This window comes from uncultured Vibrio sp. (assembly GCF_947488985.1).
GTDB lineage: Bacteria > Pseudomonadota > Gammaproteobacteria > Enterobacterales > Vibrionaceae > Vibrio.
In genome coordinates this window covers 75,840-96,595 of sequence record NZ_CANLBV010000003.1, presented here as the reverse complement: position 1 = coordinate 96,595, position 20,756 = coordinate 75,840, and the positions used below count along the sequence as shown (strand labels likewise).

The 20,756-nt window shown below is 44.2% G+C and carries 17 protein-coding genes, 1 tRNA gene and 2 pseudogenes; 8 read left to right on the top strand and 12 right to left on the bottom strand.

What is annotated here, in order from left to right; genetic code table 11:
- Together Q1A70_RS01470 and Q1A70_RS01465 are read right to left on the bottom strand one after the other, a co-directional pair.
- A pseudogene (locus Q1A70_RS01470) lies at positions 1-109 on the bottom strand (IS630 family transposase); the annotation flags it as partial.
- A gap of 30 nt (positions 110-139) precedes the next feature.
- Positions 140-265 carry a DUF3149 domain-containing protein gene (locus tag Q1A70_RS01465; RefSeq protein WP_299686274.1) on the bottom strand — a complete coding sequence of 42 codons (126 nt, stop codon included), beginning with the start codon at positions 263-265 and terminating at the stop codon, positions 140-142.
- A 255-nt stretch (positions 266-520) separates the two neighbouring features.
- Between Q1A70_RS01465 and Q1A70_RS01460 the strand changes: the two genes are divergently transcribed.
- Positions 521-597 (top strand) — tRNA-Pro (locus tag Q1A70_RS01460).
- A gap of 277 nt (positions 598-874) precedes the next feature.
- Here the strand turns inward: Q1A70_RS01460 and Q1A70_RS01455 are convergent.
- On the bottom strand, positions 875-1,768 hold the full coding sequence (locus Q1A70_RS01455) for a TraB/GumN family protein (protein ID WP_299686272.1): 894 nt from the start codon (positions 1,766-1,768) through the stop codon (positions 875-877).
- Positions 1,769-2,188: 420 nt separating this feature from the next.
- Here Q1A70_RS01455 and Q1A70_RS01450 point away from each other — a divergent pair, with 420 nt between their 5' ends.
- Together Q1A70_RS01450 and Q1A70_RS01445 are read left to right on the top strand one after the other, a co-directional pair.
- On the top strand, positions 2,189-4,840 hold the full coding sequence (locus tag Q1A70_RS01450; RefSeq protein ID WP_299686270.1) for a beta-N-acetylhexosaminidase: 2,652 nt from the start codon (positions 2,189-2,191) through the stop codon (positions 4,838-4,840).
- Positions 4,841-5,365: 525 nt separating this feature from the next.
- The gene (locus Q1A70_RS01445) at positions 5,366-6,124 is read left to right on the top strand and encodes an oligogalacturonate-specific porin KdgM family protein (RefSeq protein WP_299686268.1); all 759 of its coding nucleotides are present in this window, start codon (positions 5,366-5,368) and stop codon (positions 6,122-6,124) included.
- Between the two features lie 209 nt (positions 6,125-6,333).
- Here Q1A70_RS01445 and Q1A70_RS01440 read toward each other — a convergent pair whose 3' ends face one another.
- On the bottom strand, positions 6,334-6,774 hold the full coding sequence (locus Q1A70_RS01440) for a DUF411 domain-containing protein (RefSeq protein ID WP_299686266.1): 441 nt from the start codon (positions 6,772-6,774) through the stop codon (positions 6,334-6,336).
- Positions 6,764-9,545: pseudogene (locus Q1A70_RS01435) on the bottom strand (heavy metal translocating P-type ATPase). Before Q1A70_RS01435 ends, Q1A70_RS01440 begins: the two are co-directional and overlap by 11 nt.
- Positions 9,546-10,013: 468 nt before the next feature.
- On the opposite strand from Q1A70_RS01435, the gene Q1A70_RS01430 reads away from it, so the two are divergent.
- The 3 genes from Q1A70_RS01430 (at position 10,014) to gltX (ending at position 13,414) form a co-directional block, all read left to right on the top strand.
- Entirely contained in the window at positions 10,014-11,165 is a 1,152-nt protein-coding gene (locus Q1A70_RS01430; RefSeq protein WP_299686264.1) for a porin, read from the top strand.
- Positions 11,166-11,284: 119 nt separating this feature from the next.
- Entirely contained in the window at positions 11,285-11,878 is a 594-nt protein-coding gene (locus tag Q1A70_RS01425; protein ID WP_299686280.1) for a DUF2057 domain-containing protein, read from the top strand.
- Between the two features lie 108 nt (positions 11,879-11,986).
- On the top strand, positions 11,987-13,414 hold the full coding sequence (gene gltX / locus Q1A70_RS01420; RefSeq protein ID WP_299686262.1) for a glutamate--tRNA ligase: 1,428 nt from the start codon (positions 11,987-11,989) through the stop codon (positions 13,412-13,414).
- 109 nt (positions 13,415-13,523) lie between these two features.
- Here the strand turns inward: gltX and Q1A70_RS01415 are convergent, their stop codons facing one another.
- The 4 genes from Q1A70_RS01415 to Q1A70_RS01400 all read right to left on the bottom strand — a co-directional run bounded on the left by Q1A70_RS01415 (position 13,524) and on the right by Q1A70_RS01400 (position 17,450).
- Positions 13,524-14,063: an isochorismatase family cysteine hydrolase gene (locus tag Q1A70_RS01415; protein ID WP_299686260.1), complete on the bottom strand. Its 540-nt coding sequence runs from the start codon at positions 14,061-14,063 to the stop codon at positions 13,524-13,526.
- Positions 14,064-14,103: 40 nt separating this feature from the next.
- The gene (locus tag Q1A70_RS01410; protein ID WP_299686258.1) at positions 14,104-15,501 is read right to left on the bottom strand and encodes an FUSC family protein; all 1,398 of its coding nucleotides are present in this window, start codon (positions 15,499-15,501) and stop codon (positions 14,104-14,106) included.
- Between the two features lie 128 nt (positions 15,502-15,629).
- Positions 15,630-16,136 carry a Fe3+-citrate ABC transporter substrate-binding protein gene (locus Q1A70_RS01405; RefSeq protein ID WP_299686256.1) on the bottom strand — a complete coding sequence of 169 codons (507 nt, stop codon included), beginning with the start codon at positions 16,134-16,136 and terminating at the stop codon, positions 15,630-15,632.
- A gap of 180 nt (positions 16,137-16,316) precedes the next feature.
- The gene (locus Q1A70_RS01400) at positions 16,317-17,450 is read right to left on the bottom strand and encodes a flagellar assembly protein FlgT (protein WP_299686254.1); all 1,134 of its coding nucleotides are present in this window, start codon (positions 17,448-17,450) and stop codon (positions 16,317-16,319) included.
- A gap of 188 nt (positions 17,451-17,638) precedes the next feature.
- On the opposite strand from Q1A70_RS01400, the gene Q1A70_RS01395 reads away from it, so the two are divergent.
- Positions 17,639-18,274, top strand: coding sequence for a FlgO family outer membrane protein (locus Q1A70_RS01395; RefSeq protein ID WP_299686253.1), 636 nt, complete (start codon positions 17,639-17,641; stop codon positions 18,272-18,274).
- A 9-nt stretch (positions 18,275-18,283) separates the two neighbouring features.
- Complete coding sequence (flgP, locus tag Q1A70_RS01390; RefSeq protein WP_299686251.1) at positions 18,284-18,715, top strand: flagellar assembly lipoprotein FlgP; 432 nt, start codon at positions 18,284-18,286, stop codon at positions 18,713-18,715.
- A 224-nt stretch (positions 18,716-18,939) separates the two neighbouring features.
- Here the strand turns inward: flgP and flgN are convergent, their stop codons facing one another.
- From flgN to flgA, 3 genes are all read right to left on the bottom strand, one after another.
- Positions 18,940-19,365 carry a flagellar export chaperone FlgN gene (gene flgN, locus Q1A70_RS01385; RefSeq protein ID WP_299686249.1) on the bottom strand — a complete coding sequence of 142 codons (426 nt, stop codon included), beginning with the start codon at positions 19,363-19,365 and terminating at the stop codon, positions 18,940-18,942.
- A gap of 91 nt (positions 19,366-19,456) precedes the next feature.
- Complete coding sequence (gene flgM, locus Q1A70_RS01380; protein WP_299686247.1) at positions 19,457-19,774, bottom strand: flagellar biosynthesis anti-sigma factor FlgM; 318 nt, start codon at positions 19,772-19,774, stop codon at positions 19,457-19,459.
- Between the two features lie 195 nt (positions 19,775-19,969).
- On the bottom strand, positions 19,970-20,713 hold the full coding sequence (gene flgA, locus Q1A70_RS01375) for a flagellar basal body P-ring formation chaperone FlgA (RefSeq protein WP_299686245.1): 744 nt from the start codon (positions 20,711-20,713) through the stop codon (positions 19,970-19,972).
- Positions 20,714-20,756 lie beyond the last annotated feature (43 nt).

Here is a 20,756-nt window from a genome sequence, read left to right as displayed (position 1 = left end):
AAACAGCCTTAATACGGTCGCAAACTCGACTATCCCGTTCAATGTCGTGCATTTGTTCGAGCTGTAGTTTCTGTTGATGAGTCAGTGTAATTATCATAGTTCGTAGCATGATCCTGATTTTACTAAAAATCAAGCACCTTCAATGAGTACGGGTATAGATGAAGAAACCGCCATAGAACATCATCAGACCGAGAGCCCCAAAGATGACGATCATTGAAGATAGTCCCACCGCATTGCCAAATAGTAGATCTAGCCAAAAGTCCATGTCTATACCTCAAACTCATGTGATAAGGCTGAATGTATAAGCTTGGCCTATCTATTCACTGATCTGGATCAAATAGGCCTTATAAGTTAAATGTTTGTTGGTGATTGTGTGTTTTTCGTCACGCTAGCACTTAATCTGTACGTCTTTTGTTCGAACAGTTCGATATTGCAAATAAAGAGTGAAAAAGCGCTTGCGGATAAATTCAGAATCCGTATTATACGCTCCATCGACAGGCAATCAGCCCATTAGATATCTCGGTGAATAGCGCAGCTTGGTAGCGCATCTGGTTTGGGACCAGAGGGTCGGGGGTTCGAATCCCTCTTCACCGACCACACAAAGAAAGCCTGCTCATTGAGCAGGCTTTCGTCGTTTCAGGGAATAGAAATGGGTTTGAAACTAATACCAATCGTAGCAAATAACTGGTCACCCTAGCTTGTTAAAACACTCGATAACTGCGTTAGAATTTTTGATTGTAGAATAACTACTTATCGAAACTTCTTATCGAAAAGAGCCGCCTTGTTCTTAAGCATTTTTCCTGCGCTATTTCTGAACACTTACTTACTGTGATTGGTATAAGTGGGTTTACCAGCATTCAAATAAGCGCTCTATCTATTCTTCTCCGTCAGTTTTACTCTCAAATTCACATTGGGCTTGCTCGCTTTTCGATAACTGAGAGACACTAAAACCTTCATTTTGTAACAACTGCAAAAGATTACCTTCGCCAATCAGGTGCAAGGTGCCGACCACGACCAAGTAGTTTCCGCTTGAGTCGAGCTTCCAATCATTGGTTGATAGTTTGTTTGCCCAGTCGATATTGCGATCGGTTAAGAATGCTTTTTCTAGTTCAGGCGACATCTCTGATTGTTTTGCGAATTGTTCGAGCTTAGCTCGATCTCCTGACTTCCAGCTCTCTATTAAACAGTGCGTGGCACTGCCAATTTGGTCGAACTCTTCAAGGCTGCTCAGTAACCACTCTTTCCCAGAATCTGGTTGTCCCGTTATTAGATCTATTTGAAATTGAAGCGATTCTAAGCTAATGACTGGAAAGTTTTGAAGGGTGGCTTGGTAAGCTAATGTACTATCAACGCCTGCGGTTGACTCGTAGCCAAGATGGTTTAATTGCTGCGCCTGTATTGATAATGACGTTGCCCAAGGTGGTGAGCTGAGTAGGAGTTGTGAATTGACTTCCAGTGACTGAGATATGCTGATCAGCCGTTGTGTTTGTTGTTCATCGAGTACGTCTTGGGTCAACACTTTGCTGGCAGGATAAACGACACCTTCAGACTTTCTGACATCCGTTTCAATAATTAGTCCATCGCTCTCTTGTAGCGTATTCATGATAGCGGAAGGGAGAGGGTACATGCTCTCATTTCCTACATGAACAGAACCAAGAATGGTCAACTTCAGGTCCTCTTTCTTTGCTTGCCAGTAAAGAGGTTCTGCGATTGCTTGCGAGGCTGTAAGGGTGAGAGTGAGTAACGTAAGGTACCAATAGATGCGCAAAGTTAGCTCCTTTAGAAAGTAACAAACAGAAAGTCATAAACTCGTTAATTATGATTTTGACGGCGTTTTTAAACGGATTTTTATGAGAACAATGTCACGTTGTGATGATCAAAAGTATAACAATAGTTGCTCACTCCCAAACCTTTCTGTTTATCAATCGCAATAATTGAGAGCGATGATTAAAAACCTTGTGATCCATCGCCCAAACTTTACGTCAAAATAAAAGTGACGTAAGTGCCGTTAATTTTTAAATAATTGATTTTAAATTAATTATTGCCTTTTGATTTTTTTAGGTTTGAAGCCGATCACTTTCTTAGTTTGATTTAATTTACGATGAAAAATAAAACCATATAGTTTATCTAACTTTTGAAGCGCTCCATTTTGCTTCTTACTCAGTTTTTAAATTTATGGGTGAATACGATGTTGAAGAGAAACTTACTATCTGTAGCGGTACTGGCGGGTTTGACGGGGTGTGCGGCAACACAAGCACCAGAGCAACAGGTGGTTAACGCATTGGCTGAAAACCTTGATGTGCAATATGAAATTTTGACTAACCACGGTGCAAATCAAGGCATGGCTTGTCAGGATTTAGGCGCGGAGTGGGCGTCATGTAACAAAGTAAACATGACGCTAATTAACGACGGAGAGGCTATTGATTCAAAAGATTGGGCCATCTACTTCCATAGTATTCGCCTGATCTTAGATGTTGATAATGAACAATTTAAAATCACTCGCGTAACCGGAGACTTACACAAACTAGAACCTACAGATCAGTTCGATGGTTTTGCTGCGGGTGAAGAAGTGATTCTTCCGCTGACGAGTGAATACTGGCAACTGTTTGAAACCGACTTCATGCCGGGTGCATTCGTAACGGCGCCAAACGCAGAACCTAAGGTGATTGCTTCATTGAATACGGAAGACGTCGCGTCATTCGTAACGGGCCTAGAGGGTAACAACCTTAAACGTACACCTGATGACAATAACGTAATGGCTACAGCGGTAACGCGATTCGAAAAGAATGCTGATCTAGCAACTCAAGATGTATCAACAACGCTATTACCAACGCCAATGTCGGTAGAAGCGGGTGAAGGATCTGTGAGCATTGCTGGTGGTATTGCCCTACCAAAAGACGCATTTGATGCTGATCAGTTCGCTGCAATTGAAGAACGTGCAGATGTGGTAAACGTAGAGGTGAGTGGTGACCTTCCAGTAAGTGTTACCGTTGTTCCTACTCAGTTTACGGGTGATTTAGCAAAATCTGGCGCTTATGAACTAAGCATCTCGGAAGAGGGGATTGCGATTAAAGCGTTTGATAAAACAGGTGCTTTCTACGCAGTTCAGTCTATTTTTGGCCTAATAGACAGTCAGAACGCTGAATCATTACCACAACTGTCGATCAAAGATGCACCGCGCTTTGATTACCGTGGTGTGATGGTGGATGTTGCTCGAAACTTCCACTCAAAAGAGGCCATCCTAGCAACGCTAGACCAAATGGCGGCCTACAAGATGAATAAACTGCACCTTCATTTAACAGATGATGAAGGCTGGCGTTTAGAAATCCCAGGTTTACCAGAGCTAACGGATGTAGGATCTAATCGTTGTTTTGATTTGGAAGAGCAAAGCTGTTTACTGCCTCAGCTAGGTTCTGGTCCAACAACAGATAACTTTGGCTCTGGTTTCTTTAGTAAAGCGGATTACGTCGAGATCTTAAGCTACGCAAAAGCGCGCAGCATCGAAGTAATTCCAGAAATAGATATGCCAGCGCACGCTCGTTCAGCTGTGGTATCAATGGAAGCGCGTTACACTCGCCTAATGGCGGAAGGTAAAGAAGCAGAAGCGAATGAATACCGCTTGATGGATCCACAAGATACATCAAATGTAACCACGGTTCAGTTCTACGATAAGCAAAGCTTTATTAACCCATGTATGGAATCTTCTACTCACTTTGTAGATAAAGTTATCTCTGAAGTTGCGGCAATGCACCAAGAAGCAGGCGTACCACTAACGACTTGGCACTTTGGCGGCGATGAAGCGAAAAACATCAAGCTAGGCGCTGGCTTACAAGATATTAATGCAGAAGATAAAGTAGCTTGGAAAGGCAATATCGACTTGTCTAAGCAAGATAAGCCATTCCAACAGTCTCCACAGTGTCAGTCTTTGATCGCTGATGGAACTGTAAGTGACTTCGGTCATCTGCCAAGTCACTTTGCAGAGCAAGTATCTAAGATTGTTGCTGACAAAGGCATTCCTCATTTCCAAGCATGGCAAGATGGTCTGAAATACAGCGAAGGCGAGAAAGCATTTGCGACTGAAACTACTCGCGTGAACTTTTGGGACGTTCTTTACTGGGGCGGCACTTCATCTGTATACGACTGGTCAGCAAAAGGTTATGACGTAATTGTGTCTAACCCAGATTATGTATACATGGATATGCCATACGAAGTTGATGCCGCAGAGCGTGGTTACTACTGGGCAACGCGTGCCACTGACACGCGAAAAATGTTCGGCTTTGCTCCCGAGAATATGCCGCAAAACGCCGAAACATCATTAGACCGCGACGGCAATGGCTTCTCTGGTAAAGGCGAGATTGAAGCAAAACCTTTCTACGGTTTGTCTGCACAACTTTGGTCTGAAACAGTACGTACTGACGAGCAGTATGAATACATGGTGTTCCCTCGCGTACTGGCAGCAGCAGAGCGCGCATGGCACAGAGCGGATTGGGAAAACGACTACAAAGTGGGCGTTGAATATTCTCAAGAAACTAACCTAGTGAATAAGCAAGCTCTAAACAGCGACTTTAATCGCTTTGCGAATATTGTCGGTCAGCGTGAATTAGCGAAGCTTGAAAAAGCGGGGATTGATTACCGACTGCCAGTTCCGGGTGCAAAAGTGGTTGATGGCAAGCTTGCAATGAACGTTCAATTCCCTGGTGTAGAGCTTCAATACTCAGCGGATGGTGAAAACTGGCTAACGTATGATGAGCTGCAACGCCCATCGGTTGTGGGTGAAACTTACCTTCGTTCTATCTCAGAAAGTGGAGAAAAAGTCAGCCGAGTGACTTCTATAAAATAATAAATAAAAATATCAATAATAAGCACCCACCATTATCTCATTGAGATAATGGTGGGTGTTTTTTTGTTTCAGTCAAACCATCAATTGCTTTTAATCTTCCGCCTATAGAAACAGCCTTTGCTTATATTGCCAACAATATAACTAGGGAGAATGCTGTATAGGATGTGACACATATCCCATTGTTATCTTTGGGAAATAAGTTACTAGTAAAAAACTCTAAATCCAGCGTGACTGAGTTATCTCAATCGCATTCCATTACGTGAAATGATGTGACCTGAATCTCATTTCCTTTGTGGTGATGAACTTAGTGGTTATTTTTGTGTTTTCTAAGTTGTTGATTTTAAAATGTTAAATTATTTTATCTTTTTTGATAGTGATGACGATCACCCTGTGAGTTCTTTTATTTTTCAACGAAAATTAATTCAAGCAACATCAATTTCATGCCAGGGAGGCAAACACTTTTCGGTGACAAGAAAGACATTCTCATAAGCACCGTTACTTACTTTATGAAAAGGCAGACTACATATGAAAAAACTATTTGCACTGACAGCTCTTGCTTCTGCTGTTGCAGCTCCTGTTATGGCTGACGAGTTTGGTGAAAATGTTCAACTAACAGAGAAAAGCACAGCGAAAAATACTTACGTAACCGGTAATGTTCAGTTCCACGACGATGGCCGATTTCATGGTACAGATGTATCTTCTACGTTAGAAGTTGGTCATACATTTGCGAATGGTCTAGGTGGTGCGACTATCTATGCTGAGATCGATGGTATACAAATGGGTAACATTGTAAATAAGCCTGGCAGTGCAGGTCAGTTTAGCCCATTTATTACTATTGGTGGTGAACAGCGTTTCACTATCACTGATAGCTTCTGGGTAGGTGTTGGTTACCAACATTTATTACAAAACGGTGATACAGTTCAGTTCCGTCCTCTTATGAAAATTGGCTACGACATGGACAATGGCTTTAGCTGGGCAAACCGTCTTCGTGCACATCTTCCAGAGGATAGCGAGCAAGATAACGATTACCGTGTAGATACTACATTTGCATATCAAGTGCAAGATGCTCCATTACGTGTTTCTTACAACAACGTTTACATGACTGAATCAGATGTTATGGACCACGAGCTGCGTTTAACATGGACTCGTCAAGGTGATTTTCAACCATACATTGAGTACCGTTCACAAGCGAACGGCCTTGACTTAACAGACGATGCTTACCCAGGTCAAAAATTCGATGGTCAGAATAACGCGATGGTTATTGGTGGTACTTTCGCATTCTAATAGATTCAATTGGCTGCTCAGTCGATTAAATTATTAGCTCATTAAATTCGTGATGAGAATATCGCGGCACTGACAACCTGGCTGGTGCCGTGACCAGTTTGCTTTACTGTCCAAAAGCAAAGAGCCTAGTAAGTAAACCATACTCTTGGGTTTGCTTAATACTAGGCTCTATTTTTATGTTTTCATTTCTATCTTAGTGTTCGTGTTCTTTAGTTGCCTTTGTAGTGACGGTACTCAAACACCTGACCTTTATCATTAAATGCGTACACAGAGTATTCTTCTTTCTTATCGCCATACTCCATCCCCGGTGAGCCCATCGGCATACCCGGAACCGCCAAACCAATCGCATTACGTGGTGGGTTTTCTAAAAAAGCTTTTACGTCTTCTGCTGGAATGTGTCCTTCAAATACATAACCGTCGATCTCTGCCGTGTGACAAGAAGCCAGCTCTTGCACTACGCCTAACTTTTGCTTGATAGGGTTCATATCATCGTGGAGCTTCTCTGCCACATCGAATCCAGCATCACGCATATGCTCTGTCCATGCTGTGCAGCAGCCACAGTATGGAGATTTATGGTTTAAAACATCAGAAGCCAAAGCCTGTCCTGAAATTGCAGCGAGTGCAGTAAGAGTCACAACTTTACGAATCATGGTTAACCTCATGAATATGGTTATTAGAATGAGTTGGTTTGAACAAACGTAGCCTATTGGCATTGCTTACCACAGTAATTGACGACATTGCCATCGCTGCGCCTGCAACTACTGGGCTAAGCAAAAATCCAAAAAACGGGTAGAGCACACCGGCTGCAATTGGAATGCCAAGCGAGTTGTAGATGAAGGCACCAAAGAGATTTTGCTTCATGTTTCTCACGGTCGCCTGGGATAGCTCTATCGCGTTACTTACAGAAAGTGGCGACGAGTTGAGGAGTGTCATTTGTGCACTCTCGATCGCGACATCACTGCCACTGCCCATTGCGATACCTATGTCAGCCTGAGCAAGCGCTGGCGCGTCGTTAATGCCATCTCCGACCATAGCGACGCTCTGGTATTGCTGTTGAAGCTGAACAATATGTTGAGCTTTTTGCTCAGGAAGCACCTCAGATATCACCTCATCAATACCGACGCTTTGGCCAATAGCCTGAGCAACAGAGTCGTTGTCGCCGGTTAATAGCACAGTGTGAATTCCGGCGGACTTTAGTTGAGTAATCGCTTGTTTACTGTCGATTTTTAGTGCGTCTGAAATTGCCAATATCCCTTCTAGTTGTTGATCCACAGCCACCAAGATGGGCGTCCATGCGTTTGATTGGCAAAGTTCAATAAACTCCGAACCAGCTTTGGTATTAATGCCTAACTGGGTGAGGTATTTAAGCGAGCCGACTTGAATGTTTTTGTGGTTAATTGTTGCTTGAACCCCTAGGCCACGGTGATTTTTGAATTCACGGTGGGGGAGGGGCGCTATCTGCTGATGCTCGGCGTATTGGCAAACAGCTTTCGCGAGTGGGTGCTCAGATCCAACCTCGACCGAATAGGCGTAAGCTAGCAACTCTTGCTCAGCGAGATTAGGATAAAAAGCCCGTTGCACTATAGGCTTACCTTGGGTCAGCGTGCCCGTTTTATCAAACACCACAGCGTCAATCTTACTGGCCGATTGCAGTACATCGGCGTCTTTGATTAGCACGCCAAGTTCAGCCGCTTTACCCACCCCTACGGTAATGGAAAGTGGCGTGGCTAGGCCCAAAGCACAGGGGCAAGCGATGATCAGGACGGTAGTGGAGACCACAAGCATGTAACTGGCGCTTGGCTGGGGGCCGACTAAGAACCAAACTAACGCAGCAGCGGCGGCAATGGCGACCACCACTGGAACGAATACAGCAGAGATCGAGTCAGCAAGCTTAGCTATGGCCGGTTTACTGCTTTGCGCTTGGCGAACCATTTGAATGATTCGAGCCAGCATAGTGCTTGATCCCACTCCTGTTGCTTCAATGATCAGGCTACCATCCCCATTAATGGTGCCTGCAGAGACGCCGTCATTGATGGCTTTAACGTTTGGAAGCGGTTCCCCGGTCAGCATCGATTCATCGATATAAGACTCCCCCGATACCACGATGCCATCAACCGGTAGCTTTTCTCCCGGTTTTACTCGCACCTGCATACCCACTTGGATCGCTTCTACAGCGATGGTTTGCTGATTACCGTTGATCATCACTACAGCTTGTTGCGGCTGTAAGTTTATCAGTGCTTGTAACGACTTAGTGGTGCGCGCTTTGGCTTTGGCTTCAATATAGTGGCCCAAAGAAATAAGACCAACAATCATCGCGCTTGCTTCAAAATAGACATGACGCGAGGCTCCAGGGAACCACGAAGGGCTCAAGACCACCAACATCGAATAGAACCATGCCGCCCCAGTACCAAGGGCAACCAGAGAATCCATAGTGGCACGTTTATGCATCAGCGATTGCCAAGCATTAGTGAAGAAGCTGCGACCTGAGGTTGCCAGCAGTAGCAAACAAAGGACACCGATGAATCCCCAGCCCAGTTGATCGTTTAATGTGGCAATGGTCATGCTGCCTCCGAACATGCCCCATGCCATCAGCGGAGCACCGATTACTAACGCACTGATTGAGTTTCTAAGAAAGGCTTGTTGAGTACGAAGTTGCTGCTCTTGTTGTTTTTGCTGTTGAGTTACCGCGTCGTCAACGAATTCCGCGCTATAACCTACGGCTTTAACGGACTCTATAAGAGCGTTTTCAATGATGTTTCGTGGTTGAGCGCTAAAAACTAAGGCGGTCTGCTCGGCAAGGTTGATCTGCGCTTGGTCGACAAACGGGTTCTGTGTTAGTGCTTTTTCGACCGAAGAAACGCAGCTTGCACACGTCATACCTTCAAGAACAAGGTGGTAGCTATATTGGCTAGCTGTGGTTTTATCTTGGCTGTTTGCTGATGGGGGAAGTGTTTGGCTCTCGTCTTTATTTTCGTCAAGGCTGGCCAAAACATCCTTGGACTTCGCGTAAGGAGCGGCGTGATAGCCTACGTTTTCGACAAGCGCGATCACCTCCGATTCAGTTTGCAGAGTGAGCAATGACAATTCATGTTTGGTGACGGCTAGATCGGCGGTTTGTTCGGTTTTCTCAAGCGCTTGAGTCAGCTTATTCACACACTTGCCGCAGTTAAGACCGGATAGCGAAAGGTGCCGTTTATTCCCTATGCTATAGCCGAGAGTCGCTAACTGTTGGTTAAGTTGAACGTAAGTTAAGGGAGTCGAAATGTCGATGTATGTCGTTGATATATTATTGATCTTCGTATTGTCGAGGTTTTCAAATAGTGTGCGGACTTTTTTTGCACAACCCATGCAATTTAGGCCGTTGAGCGTGGTTGTGTAATGGTTCATATCGATACTCCAATTCTTATCTATTACATACCATAAACCTTGCCGTAAGGGTAAGGTCAAGGGCTATTTGAAGGTGCAATCAATAGAGATCAAAACGTCAAATTAGCGCGAATGAGAGATCTTGATGGCTTTTGAGTTGCGAGCCACTTCAAAGTTTCTCCTCAATAAAGGTAAAGGTCATCTGAATATTAGGGTTTTGTGTTATTCGTGTTAGTTGATTTGCCATTTTCTCTCGAAAAAGTGGAGTACGTGTCACACGTTAAAATTAATTTGACGTAATTTTCTTTTATGTTTTCCATTTAAAGTGTTGATTTAAGTTGATTTATTTGTTTTTGTGTTTCTTGATTTTGAAGTACTTCAAAGTTGCCATGCCAATGTTTTTCTAAGAAAAAAAAGTTTGCAATATTGACCTCGTCCAAAAATGAATACTCGTTAACGTATTGCTGGCTAATGCATTACTGAACAGCGAGAAAATAATAATGAATATATAGGGGTTAATATTATGTCTACTTTTAAAAGGACTTTACTCGGCGCGGCAGTTTCAACCTTCATGTTAAGCGGTGCCGCTTACGCTGATGGTGTAGATAACGACGCAGCAACAAAATTCTTAACCAAAGATGCTTTTTCATACGAAGTGTACGGCATTATTGCCATGCAAGCGGCTTATCGTGATTATGATTCAGGCAACAGTGCGACAGATGACAATCTTGGTGGCGCACAGCTTAATAACGAATCACGTATTGGTTTCCGTGGTAAGACAGATTTTGCTAACTTTGGGCCAACCTTTATTTGGCAAATTGAGGGGGGGTATGTCGACCCAAGCTTTGGCGGAGAAGGCGCTGGGTTAGGTGAGCGTGACACCTTTGTTGGTTTTGAAAGTGAATCACTTGGCCAATTTCGTTTAGGTCGTGTGTTGACGCCGCTGTACGAGTTGGTCGATTGGCCAGCCTCTAATCCAGGGCTAGGAGACGTATTTGACTGGGGGGGCGCGATCGGTGGTGCGAAATACCAAGATCGTCAATCGAACACGGCTCGTTGGGATAGCCCAATGTACTTCGATGCGCTTTCGTTTGATGTCGCGGTTGGTGCGGGCGATAAAGCGGGATTAGGTGAAGGTAATGATTACTGGGGCGGTATAGCTGCACACTACAAACTGGGACCAATCCAATTTGATTTGGCGTATGAGGGTAACCGCAACATTGAATCTGAATCAATTAAAGATTCAAATGACAAGGTCATAACCCAGCACCTTTGGGACAACGATACCTATTTAGTTGGTCTTCAAGGCTGGTTTGAGAATGGCATTTCTTTCTTCGCACAATACAAAATGATGGAAGCGAGTGCGAATAACGGCACGAATGAAAAGCAAGACGCAATGTCGGCAGGCTTGATGTACACAACAGGCGATTGGCAGTACAAACTCGGCTATGCGGCCAACTTCGATCTGGAGCGTGATGGGCGTACCATCGACAATACTGGCGATGATGTGTTGTCTGCACAAATTATGTACTTCGTTGACCCTTCCGCTGTCCTTTATGTTCGTGCGCGTACTCTAGATTTCGGTGATGGCGCTCAAATGATTGATAACTCTGGTGAACGTTGGAAATCAGCAGACTACGATGAGTTCTCTGTGGGGGTTGAGTACTACTTCTAATCAGAATCTGAAACTATCATGCGTAAGCTTTTGGCTTAATGCAGTGTAAATCAAGGGTATGCGAGTCATGCCCTTTGCTCGTTAATATAGGTAATCATATGAAACTTAAAAACTCTTTAATGCTCGGTGCACTCCCATTGTTGTTTTCATCCCTAGCGTTGGCGAGTGCCTCTCTCACCCTTCAACAAGAAATTGTTCCTCAGGTGCTCAATGGTGAAGCCATCGAACCTTCTCATTTTAAGGCCAAAAATACGTTGGCATTAAAAGAGGGTGACAACCAACTGGCGCTGACCGTTGGTCAAATTGTTTTCGAAGATGGTAAACGCAGGAAGTTCGACTCACAGCCGCTGTTATTGAATTTTGATGCGCAGCAAGGTCAATCGCTGTCGGTTCACTACAAGACATTTAGGACCATCGACGATGCGAAAAAGTTTGAACGATCGCCAGCACTTACGCTGACGACAAGCGACGGGGAAGCGGTTGATTTTGAACTCGTCCAGATGAATAAAGGGGGCCTACAAGGCTTTCGTGATTATGAGCGTGAAGTCGCTGACTACAATGCTAAAGCGGGGAATGATGTCACGGGACAACCTAAAATGATGCTTGCTAAGTCTTCGATAGGCAGTGTCGCGGCATTACAAAATGGGTTTTCTGATTTGGACGCCGAGCAACAGCAAGAGTTTATGCAGTGGGCGATGCGTAATTTAAAATAATTTCTAGCATTGTAGATTTACCTTAGGGTGGTAAAATATGGCCACTTTATCCTTGTATCCGCAGTTCGTACTTTAATTGCAACTGCACATTATCTCTAAGGTATTTAAATGACGGTTAAAACTCGTTTTGCTCCTAGCCCAACTGGCTACCTTCACGTTGGTGGTGCACGTACTGCACTTTACTCTTGGCTATTCGCTAAGAATCAAGGCGGTGAATTCGTTCTGCGTATCGAAGACACAGACCTTGAGCGTAACTCTCAAGAAGCGGTTGATGCAATTCTAGAAGGCATGCAATGGATGGGTATGGAGTGGGACGAAGGTCCTTACTACCAATCTAAGCGTTTTGACCGTTACAACGAAATGGTTGATAAACTACTAGCTGAAGGCAAAGCATACAAATGCTACGCGTCTAAAGAGCTGCTTGATGAAATTCGTGCAGAGCAAGAAGAAAACAAAGAAATGGCTCGCTACGATGCGAACCACCCTAAAATTGTTGCTGCAAACGAAGCAGCAAAAGAAGGCGATGCGTGCGTTATCCGTTTCCGTAACCCTAAAGAAGGCAGTGTAGTATTTGATGATCAAATCCGTGGTCGCATCGAAATCGCTAACAGCCAACTTGATGACCTAATCATTCGTCGTACAGACGGCGCTCCTACTTACAACTTCGTAGTGGTAGTGGATGACTGGGACATGGGGATCACACACGTTGTTCGAGGTGAAGACCACATCAACAACACACCTCGTCAAATCAACATCTATGAAGCACTAGGCGCGCCAGTTCCAACGTTCGCTCACTGTGCAATGATTCTTGGTGATGACGGTGCGAAACTGTCTAAGCGTCACGGTGCTGTATCTGTAATGCAATACCGCGACGAAGGTTACCTACCAAATGCACTAAACAACTATCTAGTTCGTTTAGGCTGGTCTCACGGTGACCAAGAGATCTTCTCTCAAGAAGAGATGATTGAGTTCTTCAGCCTAAACGCAATCAGCAAGTCTGCATCTGCATTCAACACTGACAAGCTACTTTGGTTGAACAACCACTACATCAAAACTTCTGAGCCTGAGTACGTTGCAAAATACTTGCAATGGCACCTAGACGCACAGAAGATCGATACAACAAACGGTCCAGCTATCACTGAAGTGATCAAGCTAGTTGGCGAGCGTTGTAACACACTTATCGAACTTGCTGAGCAATCTCGTTACTTCTACGAAGATTTCTCTGAGTTTGAAGCGGGCGCAGCGAAGAAACACCTACGCGGCGTGGCTAAAGGCCCACTAGAGCTTGCTCTTGCTAAAGTTGAATCGCTTGAAGATTTCACGACTGCGAACATCAAAGACGGTGTGATTGCAGCTGTATGTGAAGAGCTAGAGATCGGCATGGGTAAAATCGGTATGCCACTTCGCGTAGCAGTAACAGGCGGCGGTCAGTCTCCTTCTGTTGATGCTGTGATGGAGCTTGTGGGTAAAGAGCGCGTAATTGCTCGAATCAAGATGGCTCTTGAGTTCATCGCTGAGCGTGAAGCTAACGCTTAATTTTATTTCTTTTGTTTGAGATAGAACGATCATCAGCCGACAGCTTAATTCGCTGTCGGCTTTTTATTGTTTAATAAAAATACTGTCAACGTATTTTAGGACGAGGCCGTTATAGCAAGTCTTGAGTTTTTACTAAGACACTAATTTTTGGGAATATATTTTGACAGCTGTGCTGGTGGTTCATTGGGTTCATATCTGCAATCGCATCTTCGACAGTCACCACGTTATAACCCAGTTCAAATGCTTGTCTTGCCGTTGATTCAACCCCAATACTTGTTGCTACCCCAGTCAGATAAATATCCGTAATACCTTGCTCACAAAGCTGCTTATCCAGATCTGTGTTGGTAAATACGCCCCAAGAATATTTGGTTAGATAGCGATAATTAGGCTTTAGGCGCAGGCTTTCGATGACCTCTCCCCATACGGTTTTTGATGCGTCAGGCTGAGCCGCTTTATTTTGCAGTTCAGTTCGGCCTTGTGGACGACCGGCTACATTAACAATAATTACGGGTAAATCAGCATCAACAAATGCATCGCAGAGAGCAAGGCTGTTCTCTATGACTGGTCGGGACATGGTTTCCGGTAGTTGATCAACGATACCTTGTTGCAGGTCGATAACGACTAGCGCAGAGCGTTTACTTATTTCCATTACTTTATGCCTTAGTGGTCTTTATGTGAGGTAGAGAGAGTTAACTTTTACGTGGTATAAGGCGGGTGTAAAAGCGGATGAAAGCCAGTGCAATCATCATATAAACGAGTAGATTCAAGGGGGTAGTGATGTCATAAACAGGCACAAGCTGCGTTGCGCTCATGGTAATCATCACTAATAGGTTGCCCCCGAGAATTCGATAGACTATCCACTGATTACCAGCGAATAGGCGATACAACGCAAAGACGTTGACAAAGTAAAATGCCATTAACTGCCATATTTCGGTCATCGAAGGTAACAGTAGAACATATTGAATGAGGAACAGTGACCCAAAGGCTAAGTAGCCAATGGTCCAGTGCTTTATCATTTGTTTAGGCATATTACTTAATACTACCGCGCAAATGGCACTGTCAATAATGAACAAACTTCCCGATGTTATCGGCAGGTATATCCAGATTAGAATTGCTGAGATGAAGCTCATTGTGCCAACTAACGTATTGCGTAATCGTTGCTGATTGTTGTCAAGCAGTCGGCTAAATAAGAGCTTTTTCTTAAAGTTATCCTGGTAGAACTGTTTGACTGCCTCTGGAAAAGGTGGCTTGTTATCGATATTAACCGATGATGCTTCAATAAAAGCCATGGCTTGGTTAAGTATCGAAAAATCATTGTGACTAAGCCCTTGCTCATGAGCGTTTTGAAGTAATTGCTTGGCAACCCAGATTGCTTGAGTTTGCTGTTGATGCTTCCACTGCTTTCTGGCAGGCATACGGCCACGCAAATCGGGTAAGCGCATTAGATCGTTCAGCGCTTTGAAGGTCGGGCTTTCAATATTTAACTCGCAGCTCGCGTGTAACTGGAAACGCTGCACTGCATTATTGTAAGCGAGTGAATGAATCAGCGGAGACATTGCTTTTAAAACAACACTGACTTCGTTGTTAAAGCGTGTGTCATCATCCTCAGGCCAAACCATGCTATAGATGGTCGTATAGACCACGAAGCCAAGCAGTGTTTCTTGCAGCCGTAGTACCGCAATATTAAATGTAGCGACACCATCAAAGCTGCCAGATATCGCCAGCAGGATGCAGACCATAAAACCCATAGTATAAGCGTAACCGATGACCGGATCGGAACCCATGTATATACAAATTGCGAGTAACAGTACGGCGCTTGCTAAAAAATAATATCGATCTTGTCCAAAAACAGCGATTAACCAAAGCGCGACAAACGCGCCACAAAGTGTCCCCAATAATCTGAGAGCACCTTTTTTCTTGCCTGCAGTAAGAGTATCAGTGATGGCCAAGACATTGACCACCATCGCCGCCCAATAAGGCTTCTCAAAGTTAAAGTACAGCGCGAGGAAGATAGCTAAACAAAATGCTAGGGCAACCTTTAAGGCGTCCTTGGTTGGTGTGCTCAGTGATTTTATAATGAGTAGCATAATGGGTTTAGCGGCAGAGGGGGGCGAATACGAGGATACTGCCTGATCTTTTAGCCAGCCTAAACTCTAGTTTGAAGGCCTTGATCCATCAAATATAGCAACTCTATTGCATCGTTTAACATTTAGGGCTACTTCAGATCGATACTGTTTAATCGGCCCATAAAGATCAGCAGATCAATCACGTCTTTGTGGGCATCCAGTAGCGCTCTTTTGGTTTGGCTGTAAGCGGCAAGCCGCCCATGTTTTTTTATGGAGCAGACCTTGGTTTTGTACTTGTAGTTGCCGTTCTCAGAGAACGAACGCCATTTAGCGATGTAACACTCATCGCGGTGGTCTGGATCACTCTGGGTCGGACTCGGCTTGAATACAATTTTAGGTTCTAAACTATGAGGCAAACGGGTCATAAGGTAGGGCTCTTTTAGGATCTTTGACCAGAACTTGCCCCAGAGCTTTCTACCTAGCTCATCTCTTAGTTTGATGGTTTTCTTGAGCGCTTTATCTTCGCCCATACGAACAAAGCCAACAGACCTATGTAGTACTGTATCTTCAGGTGTGTGGATGTGAATCTTAAAAGCGGTTTTGCCTTTCGATATAAAGCGGTAACCGGTAGCACCAATTAGATTATTTTCACTCATAGCTTGCTAAATGATGATTATGTTATTAATTAGATTACGCCAAATACGCCAAATACGCCAAATACGGCAAAACCGAAACTAATGCCGATAAAAAAGTAAGCCTTAATTCTCTTATAGAGTTTAACGAGTAAGAGTGCATGATTAAGGCTTGACTGAGAGAGCGGTATTTATCGACTCTAACTACATGATTTTCTGCATGACGTCACCAATTTGAATGCTTCCTGCAAGGCTTGGTTGGTCAATCGTAAGCTCAGCTTCGTTTTCGTAAATGCGAGAAACCGTCAGGGTGATATCGCTTTGAGAGACTTTATTACGTGGTAAGCCTCTTTGATCGATAAAAGACCCCGTGTGCCAAAGTTGGAGCCTGTCACCTTGTTGAACACCATGCAGTCGACCTAAATCAATGGTCACCGTGTTGCCAAATACAGCGGCAACTTCTGGAAGGGTGATCTTACAAGATATTTCGGATTCCAAGTCCAGCATAATATTACGGCTAACGCGGAGCATCATCGTGCCATAGGTTGATGCCCAGAAACGAGCGCTACGAGTGTCGACTTCGCTGGTTTTGGCGAATGGCCACTTCGCCACTTCGCGATAGCTACGGTTATAAATCTCGTGTCCCGTTTTACCATCGAACAGCTGCATCTCTAATGCAAATTGACGATTAATGATGTCATCTTTAAGCAATTTTGATTCGATGGTCGCAGTTAAATCAGTGATCTCACCGCCAATGATGTACTGAGCCCCCGTGTCTTGTGCAATCATTTTGATCACATCTGGGCGACGTTTATCGATGTCATAGGCCGTGGTTCCAACAGAAACAAAGCTACGAGATTCTTGCGCTAGCTGACGACCGACGACGTGGCCGAAATCGGCACCTATATTATAGACTCGGCCCATGACCGCTTGCTGAGGGGAGGCAACATCAATATTGCCGACCAAAAATGTTTTCTTGTATTGGCTTTCATGGCAAGCATTTGCCGAAGGATAGATATCGACCCTTGCGGTGATCATTAATGTCCCACTGCTTTTCTTCTCATTTGTTACTGAGATATAACGCACTTCGTGGTTGGTAAATTGAAATTCTTTTTTGTTGCTATCTAGATAGGGCGTTAGATTGGCGATGCTGCCGATGTCTGCGCCTGAAAACTGAACCGCTTTATAGACGGCATCTTCTAGTGCGTGGATCCTCGCCGCATCTTCTGACGATACGATGGCCGCTGTGCCGGTAACTTCATACCATGAGGCATGCGCACTGAAGTTTATGATTATCAGTGAACTTATTGAAAATAAGTAGGAAATTATTTTTTTCATCCATTCATTACCAGTTGGGTATAAATATTGCTTAACAAATATAAGCTTGAAGCTGACTTAGGTGCTGCTTTTCTTAATCTAAACAGTGAATGAAAAGCAAAGACTGTTCCAACATTGTAATCCATCGAAATAATAATGGTGAGAACAAATTGGAGCGGTATGCACTAAATATATCTGGAGATAAGAGAATGAAAAATTGGCTCGTGTTAATGAGTGTCATCCTAATGACATCATGCGCTTATTCACCTGTCTATAATGGCAAGTCTGAGTATTCAGGCAGCAAGTTTATGTTGATGGACAGCCCTCGTCATACCATGGATTTTTTTGTTGAAAGCATGACGGAAGATCTGATCGTTTCCAATACCAGTATCTCAGCAAGAACCCCTATCGCGATTACTTCGTTTGTAGATCTGCAGCATATGGACACAACAAATTGGCTTGGTAACTCGGTATCGGAAGGTTTCATTCATCAGTTTCAGCGTCGTGGCTTTAAAGTGGTTGATTTTAAAACTACCGGTTCAATCCAAGTGACTCAGCAGGGTGACTTTGCGTTAAGCCGAGATTGGAAAGACCTAGCCCAAGAGCAAGATGTCCAATACGTACTGACAGGTACCATGCTTCGCCAAGAAGGGGGAGTCTTGGTGAATGCTCGTGTTATTGGCATGCAAACTCGTATTGTGGTCGCATCAGCACAAGGTTTCTTACCAGCAGATCGCATTGGTCGAGACTTAGATACCTTGAACAGTATTCGAACGCAAGATGGCGTTATCATCCGCTCTGATCCAACGATCAGCCAGCCATACACCGTTATTTTGCGCCCTTAGGAGTTGGACATGAAGAAGTTATTTTTGCTGGTCATCGCATTTTTGATGGTTGGCTGCCAACCGCTGCAGAGTATGAGACCTGACGATTTCTTGGTTGCGGTTGGTTACGCCAGTATCAGTGAACAAACCGGTCGCAACGACGAAGAAAAGCGTATCCGAGCGATGAGAGCTTCGAAAATTGATGCTTACCGTGAATTGGCCGAGCAAGTTTATGGTATGCGAGTCAGCGGCCGAGCTGCGCTGGAAGATCAGCGTCTTGGTACAGAGCGCACTTTAGGTGCGGTAGATGGCGTAATTCGTGGTGCTGAGGTGGTGCGTAGTTATCCAGTAGGAGACAGTTACGTGACTGAGCTTCAGCTCGATATTCTTAAAATGGAACAGCTTCGTAGCTATGGTGAAGTGCAAGCTGTACCGGAAAAGAGACAGCAAACTCTGTTCTAGCGTAATGAAATAGTACTTGCTTTCATGAGCGGTCTCTTGCTTTCCAGGTAGCACAGCGGCAATCAACAGCGAGTATCAGTAAAAAGCGGCAATTATGAAAATGCTTGCCGCTTTTTGTCTTTATCGGTTTATACACATCCATAATGTGTCAAGGTTAGGCTGAGATACAGATACAGATACAGATACAGGCAAGGAGTGTGTGGTTGCTAAGAGGTGGTGCCTAACTAGGCTTTCAGGTTGGTTCCCAGTGTCGAAATCGTATGCGTTTGGCCGCCGGCATTGTAGGTCATGCCTATCTTGCCATGGCTTTGTTGCATCATGTTACTGAGTTTTTTGAAACTGACATGGGCTCGATTCAAGGCTTCACCATTAACAAGGTTCAATTGTTGGCAATCGTGCACTATGGATTGGATCTTGGTGACTAACTGAGCAAGTTCAGGGTTCTCGGTTAGCTCAGAGATATTGCTATGGGCTGCGATTCGCTGATCGGTTGATCTTAACTGTTCAACCAGTACCACTTTCTTTTTAGCGATTTGTTCAATATCGTTTGATTTTCTGCTGGTGATAGCGGCTTTCTCTGAATTCAAAAGATCAGATAAGGCTTTGGCATTTTGAAGTTGGAAATTAACTAAGTCTGCGAGTGCCGCCATAATGTGAACCTGCTATACCTATTTAACTATTTAACTATTTACAACCAGTTCCTTAAGGAGGTAGCCCTTGAGTATGGCACTGGTTCGTTGCTTAAAGATTTTTTAGTTCGTTCTCAAATTTGAGCATGTTGTCCGCCAGTTTTTCAGGGTCAACTGTGTAAGAGCCGTTGGTTATTGCTTCTTTGATTGCGGCAACTTTTGCGGCATCAAAGCTTGGCTGGGCGGCCATATCTTGGTGAAGTTGGCCAATGGCTTTACTTTGCTGGCTTAGAGATACAGCATCTTTACTAACCGGTGATTTTGCCGCAACATCAGAGCGAGCAGCCTGAGAGCTAGAGTCTGAGCGCGCTGTGGATCGGTTAGTGGTCGTTAGGGTCTGCCCTGAACGTATGTTATCAATGCCTGCCATAGTTAAGCCTTTTTCTTCAAAAATGGGAACCTGTACAGTCAATATCGACCAAGGGTTCGATTACTTTAGCAATTTTTAACCCATTCGTCGAAAAGGAGCAAAACCACGTTGTAGCGCTATTATAGCCTAATTGTTGGTAAAAAATTAACCAACAAATAGCGCTAGTTTTTTGAGTTAAGGGTGATAAGCAACGCGTTAAAAGTAAACCGTGATTTCAGACATGTTGGTTACAATGCCTTCAATGATACGTTTTGATTTGTCGTTCTTAACTCTGACTTGATCGCCCATAGATCCATCGGTCAAAGCTGTGCCTTTGGTGGTAATGGTCATGCCACCTTTCACTGCCTGTATGATAACCTTCTCGTTTCGGCATACCACGCAGATATCGCCCCTTTCGACGATATCACTAAGGCGCAAGTTCTTTTTTACCTTAGCACCAATAACCTGATTTGGAGCAGTAAAGCCCTGGCGACGAAATTGGTTCAGAGCAACCATCGTAGTGGTCACGTCATGTTGACCGACGATTTCCCCTCTTGCTAGTGAGCGTGTCGTCGTGACCAGTGGTACCGACATCGACAGGCGTACCGGCACATAAATTCGCCATTCATCAGGGATGCATTGCACTAAAACCGTAATACTACTGCGAGTATTCGAGGTGATGGAGGCGCTGGTTTCCAAAGGAACAGGACAGTCCGTTGCTTTTACTCTGGAGTCAATATTGGCGGCATTAACCAAGAGCTCGCCACCTTGTGGTTGCTCTATGGTATCAAGGAGGTGCTGCTCTGCAGCAGACTGAATCAGTTCAATTTGTTCTGGAGTCGCAGCTTGTACAAAAAAACTAAACAATATTGATAAAATGCCGATAAACTTAGCAACACTTTTAAAAGTCGCTCTATACCTTGCTATGGAAAAAGGAGATAATTTTGCTTTATAGTACATTACTCTGTTTCTCTGGTCGTTCGTAGCCTGTAATAGACTAACA

Excerpts from the sequence above, each read along its gene's own strand:
- Q1A70_RS01425 (WP_299686280.1), top strand. The coding sequence starts at position 11,285 with ATGCTCGGTGCACTCCCATTGTTGTTTTCATCCCTAGCGTTGGCGAGT.
- Q1A70_RS01415 (WP_299686260.1), bottom strand. The coding sequence starts at position 14,063 with ATGGAAATAAGTAAACGCTCTGCGCTAGTCGTTATCGACCTGCAACAA.
- Q1A70_RS01450 (WP_299686270.1), top strand. The coding sequence starts at position 2,189 with ATGTTGAAGAGAAACTTACTATCTGTAGCGGTACTGGCGGGTTTGACG.
- Q1A70_RS01410 (WP_299686258.1), bottom strand. The coding sequence starts at position 15,501 with ATGCTACTCATTATAAAATCACTGAGCACACCAACCAAGGACGCCTTA.
- Q1A70_RS01395 (WP_299686253.1), top strand. The coding sequence starts at position 17,639 with ATGAAAAATTGGCTCGTGTTAATGAGTGTCATCCTAATGACATCATGC.
- gltX (WP_299686262.1), top strand. The coding sequence starts at position 11,987 with ATGACGGTTAAAACTCGTTTTGCTCCTAGCCCAACTGGCTACCTTCAC.
- Q1A70_RS01405 (WP_299686256.1), bottom strand. The coding sequence starts at position 16,136 with ATGAGTGAAAATAATCTAATTGGTGCTACCGGTTACCGCTTTATATCG.
- flgP (WP_299686251.1), top strand. The coding sequence starts at position 18,284 with ATGAAGAAGTTATTTTTGCTGGTCATCGCATTTTTGATGGTTGGCTGC.
- Q1A70_RS01445 (WP_299686268.1), top strand. The coding sequence starts at position 5,366 with ATGAAAAAACTATTTGCACTGACAGCTCTTGCTTCTGCTGTTGCAGCT.
- Q1A70_RS01430 (WP_299686264.1), top strand. The coding sequence starts at position 10,014 with ATGTCTACTTTTAAAAGGACTTTACTCGGCGCGGCAGTTTCAACCTTC.
- flgA (WP_299686245.1), bottom strand. The coding sequence starts at position 20,713 with ATGTACTATAAAGCAAAATTATCTCCTTTTTCCATAGCAAGGTATAGA.
- Q1A70_RS01465 (WP_299686274.1), bottom strand. The coding sequence starts at position 265 with ATGGACTTTTGGCTAGATCTACTATTTGGCAATGCGGTGGGACTATCT.
- Q1A70_RS01440 (WP_299686266.1), bottom strand. The coding sequence starts at position 6,774 with ATGATTCGTAAAGTTGTGACTCTTACTGCACTCGCTGCAATTTCAGGA.
- flgN (WP_299686249.1), bottom strand. The coding sequence starts at position 19,365 with ATGGCGGCACTCGCAGACTTAGTTAATTTCCAACTTCAAAATGCCAAA.
- Q1A70_RS01400 (WP_299686254.1), bottom strand. The coding sequence starts at position 17,450 with ATGAAAAAAATAATTTCCTACTTATTTTCAATAAGTTCACTGATAATC.
- flgM (WP_299686247.1), bottom strand. The coding sequence starts at position 19,774 with ATGGCAGGCATTGATAACATACGTTCAGGGCAGACCCTAACGACCACT.